Genomic DNA, 14395 nt, shown 5'->3' on the forward strand with positions numbered 1-14395 from the left:
TTTTTACTCTCCTTTACCTATTCTGGCTCCGAGCCCAGTCAAACGCCCTTCGAGATTTTCATAGCCGCGTTCAAGCAATTCAATATTGCTGACCTCACTCTGACCTGGTGCAATCAAGGCGGCCAAACAAAGAGTCGCACCAGAGCGAATGTCATTTACTTCAGCTTTAGCTGGATAAAGCTTAGTTGGCCCAGAGATAGCTGCAGCGTGAAAAGAAGCTTGACTTTCGGGACTCCAATTAAAATTGTAAATTTTTTCTGGTTCAGAAATTTCCAAGCTCAGACGGCGAATATCAGCACCAAACTTTTCTAAGAGCGGAACATAAGTAAAACGGTTTTCAAAAACAGTCTCGTGAATAGTCGAAACTCCCTTGGCCTGGGTCATCAAAGTTGCCCAAATTGCTTGCCAATCAGTCATAAAGCCTGGATAGGGAGCGGTTTGAACTTGGGTGGCATTCAGAACTGATTTATAAAAAACTCTGATTCCTGACTCAACCTCTTCCCAAGCTCCACCAGCCTCGTCAATTTTTTCCAGAAAAGCTCCCAGCGTTTCTTTTTGGGCGTTTTTGATGGTTACGTCTCCCCTCGTTCCTAAAGCAAAGCAGGCAAAGGTGACCGCTTCATTGCGGTCAAACATGACTTGGTGATTGGCCCCACGCAAGTTCTCGCTACCGACAACCTCAATCGTTCTGGGTTCCGTACGGGAAGCTTGAGCGCCCATTTTGTTTAATAAGCTGATCAAATCATCAACTTCTGGTTCCGCAGCGGCATTGCGAATCGTTGTTTTTCCGGAAGCTAAACAGCCAGCGAGCAACATCATCTCAGTTCCAGTGTGAGTATTTTTGGCAAAAGTAAATTCCGTTCCAATCAAACTTTCGGCGCTCGCCTCAATAAAACCGTTCTCAACAAAAATCTCAGCTCCGAGAGATTTGAGGGCCTCAAAATGACGATCCAAGGGTCTTTCACCGATTTTGTCCCCACCGGGAAGAGGAACCCTCGCTTTTTTGAAACGATGCAGCAAAACTGGAAGCAAAAGAGTTGCGGCTCGGCTAGAAGAACCAAAACGAGATTCTAGAGAGTTTTTTTCTAAACCTTGTCCACTTGATTCAACGACATGGTTGCCGGGAAATTGTGCTTTTCCACCCAAAGATTCAATCATTTGTTTGACTACTATAGAATCACGAACGTAAGAAACGTTCTCAAGTCGGGAAGTTTGATCAGAAAGTAAGGAAGCAATCATTAGTTTGAAAGCAGCGTTTTTGGCTCCGTAAATCTCGACCTCACCTTTGAGGGGGACACCCCCATCAATCACGTATTTAGCCATTGCCCCAGTCTCCTAAGTAACGTACCTCTTCGAGTAGCTCAATATTAAATTTTTCTTCAACCTCTTTTTTCATCAAATCTACGAGTGCTTTTACATCGGCAGCTTTGGCACTACCAGTGTTAATAATGAAGTTGCCGTGTTTTTCACTGATTTTAGCTCCTCCAATTTGCTTTCCCTTCAAACCAGCTTTCTCAATCAACTCACCAGCGTGCCCACCCGGAGGGTTGCGAAAAGTCGAGCCAACCGTAGCTCCAGCTGGGTGATTTACTTTTCTTTGTAAAATATCCTTGACCCGCTCTTCAATTTCTTTTTTGTTTGAGATCTTGAGAGCAATTTTGGCGGAAAGAATGACTTCACCAGAACCCTGAAAACGGCTCGTCCGGTAATCGAACCCGGCTTTCTCAGGATAAACTTTTTCAATTTTACCCTCCGGAGTAAGAACCTTGATTTGGGCAACCAAATGACCAAAGAACTCCCCCTTTCCTGTATCTCCGGCATTCATAAAAATCGCTCCTCCCACCGAAGAGGGGACCCGCATCATTCTTTCCAAACCGCTTAAACCTCGTTTTGAGGCTTCGAGCATCAACTGCACCATGTTAACCCCTGATTCAACTTCCACAAAACCGTGAGGCAAAAACTTGATTGCGGAAGTGCGATTCAGAATCACCAAACCTCTGATTCCTTTGTCGGAAATAAGTACGTTGGCCCCTTGACCGAGAATATAGTAGGGAACCTCAAATTCACGGGCGAGGCCGACCGCTTCAATTAGTTCTTCTTCTGTCTTGACCTCAAGAAAAACATCGGCTGGTCCACCCACCTTCATGTAGGTGTGCGAACTCATTGGTTCGTTGACCCGCACGCGATTGAAACCAAGCTTGTTGATAAGTTTTTCTTCTGGATCCATCAGGCCTTGTTCCCCACTTTCTTTAATATTAGCTCGGAAAGCTCGTTGCTATCTCCTGCTCCCAAATTGAGAATAACGCTACCAAAGTCTACATTTTTGGCAAGGTAAACTGCGGCTTGCTCCTTGGAACCAGTGCTAACCACTTCCTTGTTCTTTATTGCCCGCGCCAGATCATCTGAAACAAATTTTCCTGCTCTCTCCCGAGAAGCATAGACCGGTAAAAGCACAATATTATCGACTGGGGCTTTTTCGAAAGCTTCGACAAACTGCGGGAACAGCTTCTCGAGGCGGCTGAAGGTGTGGGGCTGAAAAACGCACCAAATCTTCTCATTGGGGAATTTTTCTCGGGCGGCTTTTAGAGTCACTGCCACCCCACTGGGGTGGTGAGCGTAATCATCAAAAACTTTGATTCCCTTTGCCTCCCCGCGAAACTCAAAGCGGCGGCTGATACCGTCAAAGACTTCCAAAGCTTGTTTGGCAATTTCAGAACCAACTCCAAGATAAAGCGCTGCAGCAAAAGCAAGAGAAGCGTTTTCTTGATTAAACTGTCCTGGAACCCTCAAATTAAAATTTTCTTTGACAAAAGTTTTTTGTTTTTCTTTCTGATTTCTCAGCTCAACTTTTGGACCCAGGAAGAGCGCGCCATCGGAAGCAACTTGGGCGGCAAAATCTTCAAAGGCTGACTGAACTGCTTCCAGTGAAGTAAAGTAGTCTGGATGATCGAACTCGATGTTGGTAATGATCTCAACTTGTGGTCGATAAAGCAAAAACTTTTCCGAATACTCATCCGCCTCGATGACGAAAATTTCTCCCTTGCCCGCCCGGTAGTTGCTTTGCCAGTCCGGAACTACTGCTCCCACGAAAACGCTCGGGTCTAAGCGAGCTTTTTCCAAAATTAAGCCGAGCATCGCTGTGGTTGTACTTTTTCCGTTGGTCCCAGCAACTGCAACGACCTTCTTGTCCTGAAGCAAAAATTCCGCGAGAAATTCTTCGGCTATCTTGACTGGCAGTTTTAATCTTTCTGCTTCTTCAACTTCAGAATTTTCCGGATCGATTTTCTTGGTCGCGTTGGAGACAACCAACATTTCCACGTCTTGCAAATGCTCTTTGCTGCACTCTTTGAAGGTGGGTATCTTCAATTTTAAAAGTTCACCGAAAAAGGGTGAGTCCGGATTTAAGTGCTCACAAGCGCTCACCTCAAAACCGTTTTTTTCTGCCAAAGCAGCAACCGCACTGACTGCCGCCCCACCGGCGAAAATAAAATGAACTTTTTTAGGCTTCATCTTTACTCCAATGCTTCTCGATAAACTCGGAGGTCAAAGAAAGCTGCTCTGGCGTATCGACTCCAAACCAGCCTTGAGTATCAATCTTGTGGGTAACTATTTTTGCCTCCTCGGCTACTGCCAACTCAACCAAATCGGTGAGAAAATACTCATTTGCTTTAGTTAACTTTAAGTTTTTGATACTTTTCTCAAGCCAAACCCGGTCAAATAAGTAACAGCCGTCATTGACTTCTTTGATCCTTTTTTGTTCCTCAGTGGCGACTTTTTCCTCAACAATAGCTTCGAGATTGCCTTGGTCATCTCGAACAATTCTTCCCAAACCGGTCGGGTTTTCGGTCTCGGCGGTCAAAAAACTGATGGTCGGCTTTTCCAACAAATGTTGGGCGAGTAAAACTTCCAAAATACTCTTTTGGTAAACATCAGCTCCATAAAGAACCAGAACCTTTTCTGATTTTTCGTTGACTCTTTCCAAGCCAAGGCGGACTGCTTCTCCTGTTCCTGTCGCTTGTGGCTGAAGAGCGTATTTGTAATTGTCCCCAAGAGCTTCTTTGATTTGCTCTCCCAAATGGCCAATCACTATTACCGTGTCTTCAATCCCCAACTTTTTCACAACCTCTAGAGAGTAATGGATCATTGGTTTTCCTGCCACTTCATAGAGAGCTTTGGGCTTTGGTGAGGGTTGACCGGAATTTAATCTAGTTCCTTCTCCAGCCGCGAGAATAATTGCTGCAGTACCTTTCATTTGAAAAACCTTTCTTTCAAGGATTGTCTAGCCAGTTTTTCATCACTCCAAGGAATTTCCTTGCCCCCAATATTCATCGTTTCTTCATGCCCTTTGCCAAAAATTGCCACGATGTCCCCTTTTTTCGCTAAATTTTTCGTTGCCAAACCAATCGCCTCGGCACGATCTGCTATCTTCCAAAAGCTTTGGTTGAAAACCCCACCGACTTCAACTGCCCCAGCGGCGATTTCTTCGATGATTTTGTTTGGATCCTCATTTCTTGGGTCTTCCGAAGTAAAGATTGAATAATCCGCGAGTTTAGTAGCAACTTTGCCCATGACTCCTCTTTTGAGAATATCACGTTCGGAAGCAGCGCCAAAGACACAAATTAATTTGTTGTGTTGGTAGTGCTGCAAACTTTTCAGAGCTGCCTCAAGAGCAGCCGGAGTGTGAGCAAAATCTACCACCACAAAAAAATCCTGGCCTTCAGAAATAAACTGCATTCTTCCTTTCACCCCAGGAAAATCCTCTAGTAAAGGCCCAGTTTTTGCTCCTTCAAATCCCAAAGCTTTCAAGACTCCAACTGTGGCCAGAATATTGTAAACATTAAATCTTCCCGCCAAAGGGGTGGTCAGAGGAAAACTTTCCTTATCTTTTTGCTTGCCTCGTAAGTTTATTTTTAGCTCCAGCCCAAATTCAGTCTCGGCTACAGAACTCGCCCGTATATCCGCTCCTTGCCTCAAACCGAAACTAATTAACTGCCCAAAACCCATGAGCCGAAGTTGGCTAAAACTTGGATCGTCAAAATTTAGAACTCGAAACCTTGTCCCCCGCAAAATTTTTGCCTTGGCCAAAGTATATTTGTTCAAATTTTTGTGGTAGTCCAGGTGCTCCGGAGTAATGTTGGTAATAACAGCTACCCGCAAAGGAATAAAGGCAACTCGATTTTGGTCCAGACCGTGCGAAGTCATTTCAACAACTGCGTATTTGGTGCCAGCTTTAACCATTTCCCGCAAAAATTTTTGTACTTGAAAAGAGTCCGGTGTAGTGACATGAAAGCCTGTTTTGACCTCTTTTTCGCCAATTTTTGCTTCAACTGTTGATACCATGCCAACCTTAAGGCCGAGCTTTTTTAAGCTATGGTAAACCATCGAAGTCGTGGTTGTTTTTCCATCAGTCCCGGTGACCCCAATCACAATCAGTTTTCTGGCTGGAAAACGAAAAAACAAGGCCGCAAAAAAAGCTGCGACAAGATGAAAATAGTTTTTTATTGTCTGGGGCAAGATCTTTTTCATACCCTCAAACATGGGAGACAATTCTACCACAAACTCAGTTAGAGTTAACCTTTTTTAGTGGATCGCTATCCCCCAATACGAATACAATTCTCTCGCAATATCAAAGAAAAGTGGTTCGGAAGTTTCCGCGGCGTAAATCGGAATCGGCTCGTTAAAACGTACAATCATGGCAAATTTTGGTTTTTCAACTGGGCCGAAGCCTACGAAAGAAGCAACGGTTTTGTTTGGGTCATAGTGACCCGCGATTGGAATTTGCGCGGTTCCAGTTTTGCCTGCAACACGCAGCCCGTGCGGAATCAGTCTTTTTGCTTCCCCATTCTCGACTGCGGAAAAAAGTAGTTCTTTCATGACTGAGGCAGTTTTGGGTTTGATAATCTGCCCGACCTCTACGGGTTTGTGCTCGATAGTTTTTTCACCAATAATTTTTTGGACGAGATAGGGTTGCATCATTTTCCCTCCGTTAGCAATGGCACTGGCTGCGGTCAGCATTTGCAGGGAGGTCACAGAAATTCCTTGTCCAAAAGCAGAAGTCACGTAATCTATCGGATACCAATCTGCCGGGTCTTTCAAAAGTCCTGTTTCTTCCCCTTGAAGATCCACGCCAGTCTTTTTCCCAAAGCCGAATTTTTTTACATAGTCAATAAATTTGGCCTTACCAACCTTTTCCGCCATGAAAGAAGCGCCGACATTGTCGGAGTGTTCAAGAATATCGGAAACTGTTGAGCCGGAGTGATACTGATTATTCCAAGTCCTGATTTCATAGCCTGCGATTTTTATCGGCCCGGTGCAGGGACAAACTGTTTCGGTGGTAATTGCTCCGCTGTCTAGGGCAGCGGCGGCGGTTATCATTTTGAAAGTCGATCCAGGTTCGTAAACATCACTAATGGCGCCGTTGCGCAAATCTTTATTCTCAAAACTAAACCATTTGCTCGGGTCAAAACTTGGTACGTTCGCGACGGCCAGAATGGCACCCGTTTTTATGTCCATGACAATAGCGCTACCGGATTTAGCAGAGTATTTTTTCATTCCGGCTCTCAGGTAACGCTCAACGGTGTACTGAACCGTGCGGTCAATTGTTGTCACCAAATCAAAACCATCAGCAGGAACAGCTCCTGATTTTAAACCTGCCAAAATTGGGTGGCCCTGGGCATCTACTTCTTCGGTCAGCTTTCCTACCCTACCTCTCAACTGATCGTCATAAAAACCCTCAAGCCCAGAGTAGCCTCTGTCATTGCCGTCTTCATCTTCACCCACAAATCCAAGAAGCTGGGCTGCCAAACTTCCATTGGGATAGAAACGTGAGGCTTGCTCTTCAAAACCAAGACCGACGAGACCGAGTTTTTCTATTTTCTCTTTTGTTTTTTCAGTTAGTTTGTGGGCAAGGGCGACCCAAACCACGTTTTCAGTTTCTAAAGATTCTGTCAGAGATCTCTTGAGCGAATCGAGAATTTTCTTTTTCTCTTTGGTGGTTGCTTTCTCGGGTTTTTTGAGATCGGAAATTTTCTCCTCGGCAAGTAAGGGGGCTAAATCGTCAACAATATCTTTTGCAAGCTTGCCAAAGTCTTTTTTCCCTTTTTCTGAATCTTTTAATTGTTGTAGGTTGGCAAAAAGCAAAAAGGACGGTTGGTTGGCAACAAGGACTTCGAGATCAAAAGAAAGGATCTTTCCTCGATCGGCCCCAATTGAAACTGTAGTCAGATGCTGGTTTGCCGCTGCAGTCACAAACTCGTCGTAGTTGATTACTTGCCAAAAAAAGAGTCGCCCTAGTATCGCTAAAGCAAAAAATAAAAATAAACCCTGGAGAAACCAGGCTCGGGGGTTCTTCATGGTAGAAGAGCAAGACCACTGCTGCTTCTGTAGATCTGGACTTGTCTGATTGGTACAAAACCAAGTTTTTTCGCTGCTTTTGAGATTTTGGCGACTGAGCCCAAACTGCTGACCTGGTTTCCAAGTCTTTCATTTTCGCTTTTGAGCTCTTGGAGTTCTGTAGAATAGGCGGAAGCTAAACCCCCGGTCGTGGCCAGCTGATTGGAAACGAATATTTTTGCCAGTAACAAGCCGACGACAAGAATTGCCAAAAACCAAACAGTTTTGGACAAAAAGGTATTTTCTTTTTTTCCTAGTTTTTGAGTTTCCATGGGCAGGGTCCTCTTTTAAATTTTCTCGGCAACTCTCAGCTTTGCACTTCTGGCTCTCGGGTTTCTCTCTACCTCTTCTTCAGAAGGCAAAACCGGATTTTTGGTTATTATTTTCAAATTCTCTTGGTCCTGGAAAAATCTTTTGACAATTCGGTCCTCTAAGGAGTGGAAACTGATAACGAGCAATTTTCCACCCTTTTCCAAGACTTCCAAACTTTCTCTCAGTCCTTCTTCCAGATTTTCTAGCTCGCTATTGACTGCAATTCTCAACGCCATGAAAACTTTGGTCGCCGGATGCAGTCTGCCCTTGCGGGCCCCGACAACACGGTTGATTATTTTAACTAGCTGATAACTCGTCTGGATTTTTTCTTCTCGACGGGCGTCGACAATAGCACGAGCAAGACGTCGCGCAGAGTGCTCCTCACCATACTTGTCAAATAGCTCATAAAGTTCCCTTTCTGCTAAAGCATTTATTAAATCTGCTGCACTGACTCCTAGGTTCGGATCCAACCTCATGTCTAGCGGTGCATCTAGATTGAAGCTCAAGCCCAAACTAGGATCAGAAAGTTGATCGCTTGATATTCCTAAATCAAAAAGTACTCCTGAAACTGAAGTAATCCCTTTTTCTCTCAGGATTTCGCCTATTCTGCTAAAATTTTTGTTAATGATCGTCAACCCTGCCAGTGCCTCCTCTTCCAGTTTTTCCACTGTCTTTGGATCCACTTCGAAACCAATTACCTGACCACCCTGCTTAATTATTTCCTTAGCGTGTCCAGCCGCTCCCAGGGTCGCATCTACGTACAGATGACCTTTTTTAACGTTCAGAAAATCCAAAACTTCCTTCAGAAGTACGCTTTGGTGCTGCCAAGGATTTCTCATATTCCCGAATCTCTTAGTCTTTCCGCGAGGGCTTCACCACCAGCTCGAAGTTTGGCCTCCATCTTTTTCCATTTGTTCTTGTCCCAAACTTCAATTCTTTCTAAAACCCCGATAACAATTGCTTCTTTTTTTAAAGCCGCGTACTTTCTCAAATATTCTGGCAAACTGATCCTACCTAATTTATCAAAATCAACTTCGACTGCCCCGGCAAAAAGGTAGCGACTAAAGGCTCTGGCGTCGGCTTGAGTCAGAGGCAAAGCAACCATTTTTTTGGCCAGTTCTTCCCAAGAATTTCTCGAGTACAAAAAAAGGCAACCGTCGAGACCACGAGTCAAGACTGGTTCCCTGCCAAGAGCCTCTCTAAATTTTTTAGGTACGCTTACCCGCCCTTTATAATCAATACTGTGTTCGTATTCTCCGACAAACATCTGCCTTCAAAAACTTTCTAGGCAGAGTTTCAAAGAGTTTCCTATCTAAGTCCGGTCAGGACTAAAAATCCTGCTGTCCAGAAGGGCAGGCTGTGGAGGAGCAAAGTGTAAGAAGTTTGATCCACTCTTTACCACTTTTTCCCCTTTTTTACCACTGTAGTCATTTTATGATCCCCTCCCACACCTGTCAAGCCACGACATATCCCGTCAAAATTTCTTTAGAACACAACATCTAGTGCCGGGTGCTTTTTCCTTGTTAACAACCTGACTAAATGTGCTATCATCTTTCTTACCCCAATGAAAAATCTTTTTGAGACTGAAGAAAAAATATTTACTGGCTTTCTGACGCTGAAGGGAACTGCTTGGGAATGCCTCACTTCTCTGGAAACCTATATTGACTCTCTGTTTGAGAATCCTCCTGAAGGTTTAAATCTGCAAAATAATCTACTCCTTGGAGAAAATGTTAAGCTCGGTAACAACGTCGTTGTTCTCGGTAAAGCCATCCTCTGTGCTGGTACCGAAGTTTGCGACAACGCAGTTCTACGCGACGGGGTCATTCTAGGACAAAACTCTTTTATTGGTTTTGGTATTGAGATAAAGCATTGCGTAATAATGAGCAGGACACGAATTCCTCACCTCAACTACGTGGCTGACAGTATCATTGGTAATGGCTGCAATTTTGGGGCTGGAGTCATCACCGCCAACTGGAAGGGTGGCTTTGCCAACAAAGAAATAGCAGTAAGCTTGGACGAAGAAAGGTTTGACACTGGTTTAGAAAAATTTGGTGCTCTTGTTGGCGACGGGGTTTATTTAGGTTGCAACGCTGTTTTGGATCCCGGAGCAGTCATTGGTAAAGGGAGTCTCATCTACCCCTTGAGTTTGATTCGTGGCGAAGTGCCTGTCAAGACAATTGTAAAAAACCACCAAAATCTAGAAATGGTGGCAAAGGCAGAATGAATCTCTACGAATTTGAGGGTCTCCAACTTTTTGATAAAGCTGAAATCCCAACTCCAAAAAGAGTTTTAGTTAACTCCACTGAAGAATTAAACAAAGTGGACTTTCCTGGTCCTTACGTCGCCAAGGCTCAAGTCCTTTCCGGAAAAAGAGGTAAATCTGGACTAATCAAAATTTTAGACAACCTGGACGAGAAAGAAATCGCCAGACTTTTGGCTTCTTCAAATGGTCGCGTTTTGATTGAAGAAAAATTAGTTGCCGAAAAAGAGTATTACTTGTCAATCACCTACAGCACAAAGCGGCGCCAACCAGTCATTCTTTTTTCTGAAGCGGGTGGGGTCGATATCGAAGCGGTTAAAAATGTTCAAGAGTTTCCGGTTGATTTAACCCTAGACTTTAGTTTTAAAAAACTTGACCCCGAAGTTAACACTATAGTAGAGAAGCTCTGGAAAGTTTTTACGCAGAACGATGCTCGCTTGGCTGAAATCAACCCACTTTTTAAGACCAAAGCTGGTCTAGTGGCGGTTGATGCCAAAGTAATTTTGGATGATGACGCCCTTTCCCGCCATGAGGATCTCAGCTTTGAGCCGCGTGATGTCATCGGCAAAAAACCAACCGAGGAAGAACTAGCTGCAGCTGAAATCGACAAAGAAGACCACCGCGGCTCGGCGGGTAGTAGCTACATGCAGCTAGAGGGAAACATAGGAATCATTGCTGCTGGTGGAGGCGGTTCTCTAGTCAATATGGACGCTCTGGTCGCTCTAGGAGGCGAGCCGGCTAACTACACTGAGCATTCGGGCAATCCACCGAGAGAAAAGATTGAGAAACTAACTAAGGTTGTTCTGGGAAAAACTGGGTTAATCGGTTGTTGGCTAGTTGGGGCGACTGCCAACTTCACTGATATGTATGAAACTCTCTCCGGCTTTGTGGATGGGTTACGAGCAATTAAACCGAAACCTGATTATCCGATTGTAATAAGGCGAGGTGGTCCACGCTGGGAAGAGGCGAAAGCCATGCTTGAAAAAGTTAAACAAGAGGAAGGTTTTGATCTTCATATTTTTGGACCAGAAACACCAATGACCTCAACTGCCAAAACCATGGTTGAACTGGCCAACAAATACAAGGAAAATAAGCAGTGATTAAGGGAATCATTTTTGACTTTGGTTACACTATCTACGACCCCGACAAACAAAGTCTTCTACCCGAAGTCCTAGCCTTACTTGAAAAACTTAAAGGTAAATTCAAGCTTGCTTTGATAAGTCGAACTGCAGATCCTGAAAAGCGGCTCCAACAAATTGAAGAGCTTGGGTTAAACAAGTGGTTTGAGGCAGTTGCCGTGACACCGAAGGGAGAAAACAAGGATTTGGAACAATTTTTGGAAAAACTAAAGCTGTCTCCAGAAGAAACTCTAGTGGTTGGGGATCGAGTCGACAGTGAAATACGCCAAGGCAATTTACTCGGTATGCAAACTGCGCATTTTAATTATGGTCCAAGACAAGAAATCAAACCTCAGAGTGAGGCGGAAAAAGCTAAGTTTGAAATTAACAATTTGGCAGAAATTGAAAATTTAATCTTATGAGCATTTTAATTGACAAAAAGACCAAAGTTCTCGTTCAAGGCATTACCGGCAAAGAAGGCTCAAGAGCGGCCGAACAAATGCTTGCTTATGGTACTGAGGTGGTCGCCGGAGTAACTCCGGGCAAAGGCGGGCAAGAGGTTTTCGGTAAAGCCGTTTACAACAGCGTCAAAGAAGCTTTGGTCAAACATCCTGAGATCAACACTACCTCCATCGCTGTCCCCGGCGTCTTCGCCAAGGCAGCTATGCTTGAAGCAATTGAAAATAAAATTCCTCTCATTCATGTCTTGACTGAACACGTTCCAATTCTTGATTCAGCAATTGCTTTCGCGAGGGCAAAAAAAGCGGGGGTAAGAATTGTGGGTCCCAGTTCAATTGGCATCATCTCACCTGGAGAAGCCAAACTCGGTAGTATTGGTGGCTCGGATCCAAATTTTTCCTACCAATCCGGAGAAATAGGTGTTATTTCCAAATCTGGGGGCATGACCAGCGAAATCTCTTTCATTTTGAAAAAAACCGGTCTTGGCGTCTCCACTGCCGTGGGAATTGGGGGAGACATGATTATTGGCTCGACTTTTGCTGATCTGGCCGGAATTTTTAAAGACGATCCAAAAACCAAAGCTTTGGTAATTTACGGTGAGCAGGGTGGGACCTATGAAGAAGACTTGGCCGAGTATTTGCTCAAATCTAAATTTGAAAAACCGGTCGTGGCTTTCATCGCCGGAATTTTTGCTGAAAGTTTGCCGGCCGGCCAAGCACTGGGACACGCCGGAGCACTCATTGAATCCGGCAAGGGTAGAAGAATCGACAAAGTCAAAGCTCTTGAGAAAGCCGGAGTTGGAGTTGCAGCTGTTCCGGATGAGCTGCCCAAAGTCTTGCAAGAAAGGTTAAAATAATTCCACATGCAGTTTGTCGAACCGCCCTCGAGAAAGGCAAAACGTCCAGTCATATCAGCTATTTTTTCCTTCCTTTATCTTTTAATTTTTCTTTTCGCTCTCAGTTTGCCGTTTCTTTATCAAAACTTGCCTTTCATTAGCTACCTGGGGCTCACAAAAACTTTAGTCCTGGTCCCGGCTGCGGTTTTGGCTGCCTATGCTTTTTTGATTGCTTTTTCCTTTTTTCTGCGGGGGGACAATTGGCTCCTTCTCTCGATTGTCATTCTTTTCTTCTCCACCCTAGGAGCGGTTTTTCTTCTTGTCCTCGGCATCATGACTGGGAAAAACCTGCCGAACGGGATTCCGAGCTGTGTTAATGATATAAGTTTGTGTAATTCAACTGATGGCTTTACCTTGCTTTCTGCCCTTCTTCTTGGTATATCTATACCTACCCTAGTTCTGAATCTTTTAACTTTTATTGCTGCTTACAAAACTATGGGAACCAAATAATGCGTATGTCAGAAAAAACTTGGAAAACTGCGATCACAACTTCAAAAGACGGTGTTCCCCAAATCAAAGGTTACAAACTAACTGATTTACTTCAAAAAGTAACCTTCACGCGAGCAATATTTTTAATCTTGACCGGAGAACTACCTGAGCCAAAGCAAGAAAAAATGCTCAACGCGGTCTTGGTTGCCTCGATTGATCATGGGGTTGAAGCTCCCTCAACGACAGTGGCGAGAATAACCGTCGGCGATGGTGTTCCTCTTGCCAACGCGGTTGCTGCCGGTATCGGAGCCATTGGTAAATATCACGGCGGGGCGGTTGAAGCTGCGGCCAAACTTTTCCAAGAGGCTGTCAAGAACAACGAGTCTGCAGACTCAATAGTTAAACAAGCTAAGGAAGAGTCTCGCCGTTTGCCAGGCTTTGGCCACAAAGTTTACGAAGTAGATCCTAGAACAGCTGCAATTCTCGAAGTTTCCCAAGAAATTGGTTTTGGCGGGCCACACACAGAACTGGCGACCAAAATCGAAGAAGAACTCAACCAAGTTTCCAGCAAAAAACTGCCGCTTAATATTGATGGTATCACCGCAGCTGTGCTTTCTGATCTTGGTTTACCTTGGCAACTTGGTAATGGTTTCTTTGTCATTGCTCGCACTGTTGGTCTGGTCGCTCATGTTCATGAAGAATTAACTGCCGAAAAACCAGTTTCCCACCGCCTCAGTGAGGAAGACGTCCTCTACAACGGCCCCGAAAGTCGTCAACTACCAAAATAATCGGCCTTACTTCCCTAATAAATTTGTTTCTACGGTCGCCAGACTAGATCTCGCTCCTTAATTAGGAATTATAGGATATAATTGTTTGCGAATGGATTCGCTTTAACTACCCCCCCAGTTTAGCGAATAGGAGAAGATCATGATTGCCTGGTGTTTCAAGTGTGGTAAGGAAAGGCCGCAAATTGGACGTTGTCCCGTCTGCAAAGGCATGACACGGACACAATTCCGGTCTTCCAACACTTCCGCGGAATCAACTCCCGATCGTCAGGATCAGGATCGTTTGCTCATCGAAGTCCTAAGTAGCTCTGACGAAATCGATCTTGATGAACTCTCTGCAGAATTCGACTTGGATCCAACGGAGGTGGACATGACCATCGTCATCGTTGACGACGATCCGACAGTTCGCGTCGCTCTCAAAAACTTCTTGACCGATTCGGGAAGCAGCACAGTCGCCGTTGAGAGCGCCGGGATAGCCTTACTTGCTCCAGACGGTTATTACGGCAACTTCGACATCGCCGTGATCGACGGGCTAAACGGAAGGGCTACCGAGGTGGAGAGACGGATTCTGACCGACAAGCCAAATTGCCGGACTATCTGTTTCAGTGGTGATGAAAAACCCAAAGGCTTTCGAGGCATCTACGTACCCAAGCCCAATTTCCTCGATCTCACCGCTGCGATTGAAGCCCTGACCGCCTAAGCGCACAAACCCGCCCAAACAGACCCCCGCACGCCGCGAGGGTCT

16 protein-coding genes are annotated in these 14395 nt (G+C 44.9%); 7 read left to right on the forward strand and 9 right to left on the reverse strand.

Annotated features, from left to right (window positions below; all coding sequences use genetic code 11):
• Window positions 1–3: 3 nt before the first annotated feature.
• From murA to mraZ, 9 genes are read right to left on the reverse strand one after another with little or no spacing between them, the layout of a single operon-like run.
• The gene (gene murA / locus Q8P13_03920) at window positions 4–1323 is read right to left on the reverse strand and encodes a UDP-N-acetylglucosamine 1-carboxyvinyltransferase (protein ID MDP2671571.1); all 1320 of its coding nucleotides are present in this window, start codon (window positions 1321–1323) and stop codon (window positions 4–6) included.
• Window positions 1316–2227: a UDP-N-acetylmuramate dehydrogenase gene (gene murB, locus Q8P13_03925; protein MDP2671572.1), complete on the reverse strand. Its 912-nt coding sequence runs from the start codon at window positions 2225–2227 to the stop codon at window positions 1316–1318. The genes murA and murB overlap by 8 nt, the downstream gene beginning before the upstream one ends.
• Entirely contained in the window at window positions 2227–3510 is a 1284-nt protein-coding gene (locus tag Q8P13_03930; GenBank protein MDP2671573.1) for a cyanophycin synthetase, read from the reverse strand. Before Q8P13_03930 ends, murB begins: the two co-directional genes overlap by 1 nt.
• The gene (locus Q8P13_03935; protein ID MDP2671574.1) at window positions 3500–4252 is read right to left on the reverse strand and encodes a sugar phosphate nucleotidyltransferase; all 753 of its coding nucleotides are present in this window, start codon (window positions 4250–4252) and stop codon (window positions 3500–3502) included. Before Q8P13_03935 ends, Q8P13_03930 begins: the two co-directional genes overlap by 11 nt.
• Window positions 4249–5538, reverse strand: a complete 1290-nt coding sequence (locus tag Q8P13_03940; GenBank protein ID MDP2671575.1) for a UDP-N-acetylmuramoyl-L-alanyl-D-glutamate--2,6-diaminopimelate ligase — start codon at window positions 5536–5538, stop codon at window positions 4249–4251. Before Q8P13_03940 ends, Q8P13_03935 begins: the two co-directional genes overlap by 4 nt.
• A gap of 42 nt (window positions 5539–5580) precedes the next feature.
• Entirely contained in the window at window positions 5581–7353 is a 1773-nt protein-coding gene (locus Q8P13_03945; protein MDP2671576.1) for a penicillin-binding protein 2, read from the reverse strand.
• The gene (locus Q8P13_03950) at window positions 7350–7664 is read right to left on the reverse strand and encodes a hypothetical protein (protein ID MDP2671577.1); all 315 of its coding nucleotides are present in this window, start codon (window positions 7662–7664) and stop codon (window positions 7350–7352) included. Before Q8P13_03950 ends, Q8P13_03945 begins: the two co-directional genes overlap by 4 nt.
• Before the next feature lie 15 nt (window positions 7665–7679).
• Window positions 7680–8543, reverse strand: a complete 864-nt coding sequence (gene rsmH / locus Q8P13_03955; GenBank protein MDP2671578.1) for a 16S rRNA (cytosine(1402)-N(4))-methyltransferase RsmH — start codon at window positions 8541–8543, stop codon at window positions 7680–7682.
• A complete protein-coding gene (gene mraZ, locus Q8P13_03960) occupies window positions 8540–8971 on the reverse strand; it encodes a division/cell wall cluster transcriptional repressor MraZ (GenBank protein MDP2671579.1) in 432 nt (143 codons plus the stop codon). Before mraZ ends, rsmH begins: the two co-directional genes overlap by 4 nt.
• Before the next feature lie 297 nt (window positions 8972–9268).
• Here mraZ and Q8P13_03965 point away from each other — a divergent pair, with 297 nt between their 5' ends.
• From Q8P13_03965 to Q8P13_03995, 7 genes are all read left to right on the forward strand, one after another.
• Window positions 9269–9928 (forward strand): hypothetical protein, encoded by a 660-nt coding sequence (locus tag Q8P13_03965; GenBank protein MDP2671580.1) that lies wholly within the window; start codon window positions 9269–9271, stop codon window positions 9926–9928.
• Window positions 9925–11064: an ATP citrate lyase citrate-binding domain-containing protein gene (locus Q8P13_03970; GenBank protein ID MDP2671581.1), complete on the forward strand. Its 1140-nt coding sequence runs from the start codon at window positions 9925–9927 to the stop codon at window positions 11062–11064. Before Q8P13_03965 ends, Q8P13_03970 begins: the two co-directional genes overlap by 4 nt.
• Window positions 11061–11504: an HAD family hydrolase gene (locus Q8P13_03975; GenBank protein MDP2671582.1), complete on the forward strand. Its 444-nt coding sequence runs from the start codon at window positions 11061–11063 to the stop codon at window positions 11502–11504. The genes Q8P13_03970 and Q8P13_03975 overlap by 4 nt, the downstream gene beginning before the upstream one ends.
• Window positions 11501–12397, forward strand: coding sequence for a CoA-binding protein (locus Q8P13_03980; GenBank protein MDP2671583.1), 897 nt, complete (start codon window positions 11501–11503; stop codon window positions 12395–12397). The genes Q8P13_03975 and Q8P13_03980 overlap by 4 nt, the downstream gene beginning before the upstream one ends.
• Window positions 12398–12403: 6 nt before the next feature.
• Window positions 12404–12886, forward strand: coding sequence for a hypothetical protein (locus tag Q8P13_03985; GenBank protein ID MDP2671584.1), 483 nt, complete (start codon window positions 12404–12406; stop codon window positions 12884–12886).
• A 5-nt stretch (window positions 12887–12891) separates the two neighbouring features.
• Window positions 12892–13653 carry a citryl-CoA lyase gene (locus tag Q8P13_03990; protein ID MDP2671585.1) on the forward strand — a complete coding sequence of 254 codons (762 nt, stop codon included), beginning with the start codon at window positions 12892–12894 and terminating at the stop codon, window positions 13651–13653.
• 139 nt (window positions 13654–13792) lie between these two features.
• Entirely contained in the window at window positions 13793–14350 is a 558-nt protein-coding gene (locus tag Q8P13_03995) for a hypothetical protein (protein MDP2671586.1), read from the forward strand.
• The last annotated feature ends 45 nt before the right edge of the window (window positions 14351–14395 follow it).

This window comes from bacterium (assembly GCA_030704665.1).
Taxonomy (GTDB): domain Bacteria; phylum Patescibacteriota; class Microgenomatia; order Woykebacterales; family RBG-16-39-9b; genus JAUYID01.

What these genes read in the sequence shown, in the direction of transcription:
- murA (MDP2671571.1), bottom strand. Translation starts at nt 1,323, where the DNA reads ATGGCTAAATACGTGATTGATGGGGGTGTCCCCCTCAAAGGTGAGGTC.
- murB (MDP2671572.1), bottom strand. Translation starts at nt 2,227, where the DNA reads ATGGATCCAGAAGAAAAACTTATCAACAAGCTTGGTTTCAATCGCGTG.
- Q8P13_03930 (MDP2671573.1), bottom strand. Translation starts at nt 3,510, where the DNA reads ATGAAGCCTAAAAAAGTTCATTTTATTTTCGCCGGTGGGGCGGCAGTC.
- Q8P13_03935 (MDP2671574.1), bottom strand. Translation starts at nt 4,252, where the DNA reads ATGAAAGGTACTGCAGCAATTATTCTCGCGGCTGGAGAAGGAACTAGA.
- Q8P13_03940 (MDP2671575.1), bottom strand. Translation starts at nt 5,538, where the DNA reads ATGTTTGAGGGTATGAAAAAGATCTTGCCCCAGACAATAAAAAACTAT.
- Q8P13_03945 (MDP2671576.1), bottom strand. Translation starts at nt 7,353, where the DNA reads ATGAAGAACCCCCGAGCCTGGTTTCTCCAGGGTTTATTTTTATTTTTT.
- Q8P13_03950 (MDP2671577.1), bottom strand. Translation starts at nt 7,664, where the DNA reads ATGGAAACTCAAAAACTAGGAAAAAAAGAAAATACCTTTTTGTCCAAA.
- rsmH (MDP2671578.1), bottom strand. Translation starts at nt 8,543, where the DNA reads ATGAGAAATCCTTGGCAGCACCAAAGCGTACTTCTGAAGGAAGTTTTG.
- mraZ (MDP2671579.1), bottom strand. Translation starts at nt 8,971, where the DNA reads ATGTTTGTCGGAGAATACGAACACAGTATTGATTATAAAGGGCGGGTA.
- Q8P13_03965 (MDP2671580.1), top strand. Translation starts at nt 9,269, where the DNA reads ATGAAAAATCTTTTTGAGACTGAAGAAAAAATATTTACTGGCTTTCTG.
- Q8P13_03970 (MDP2671581.1), top strand. Translation starts at nt 9,925, where the DNA reads ATGAATCTCTACGAATTTGAGGGTCTCCAACTTTTTGATAAAGCTGAA.
- Q8P13_03980 (MDP2671583.1), top strand. Translation starts at nt 11,501, where the DNA reads ATGAGCATTTTAATTGACAAAAAGACCAAAGTTCTCGTTCAAGGCATT.
- Q8P13_03985 (MDP2671584.1), top strand. Translation starts at nt 12,404, where the DNA reads ATGCAGTTTGTCGAACCGCCCTCGAGAAAGGCAAAACGTCCAGTCATA.
- Q8P13_03990 (MDP2671585.1), top strand. Translation starts at nt 12,892, where the DNA reads ATGTCAGAAAAAACTTGGAAAACTGCGATCACAACTTCAAAAGACGGT.
- Q8P13_03995 (MDP2671586.1), top strand. Translation starts at nt 13,793, where the DNA reads ATGATTGCCTGGTGTTTCAAGTGTGGTAAGGAAAGGCCGCAAATTGGA.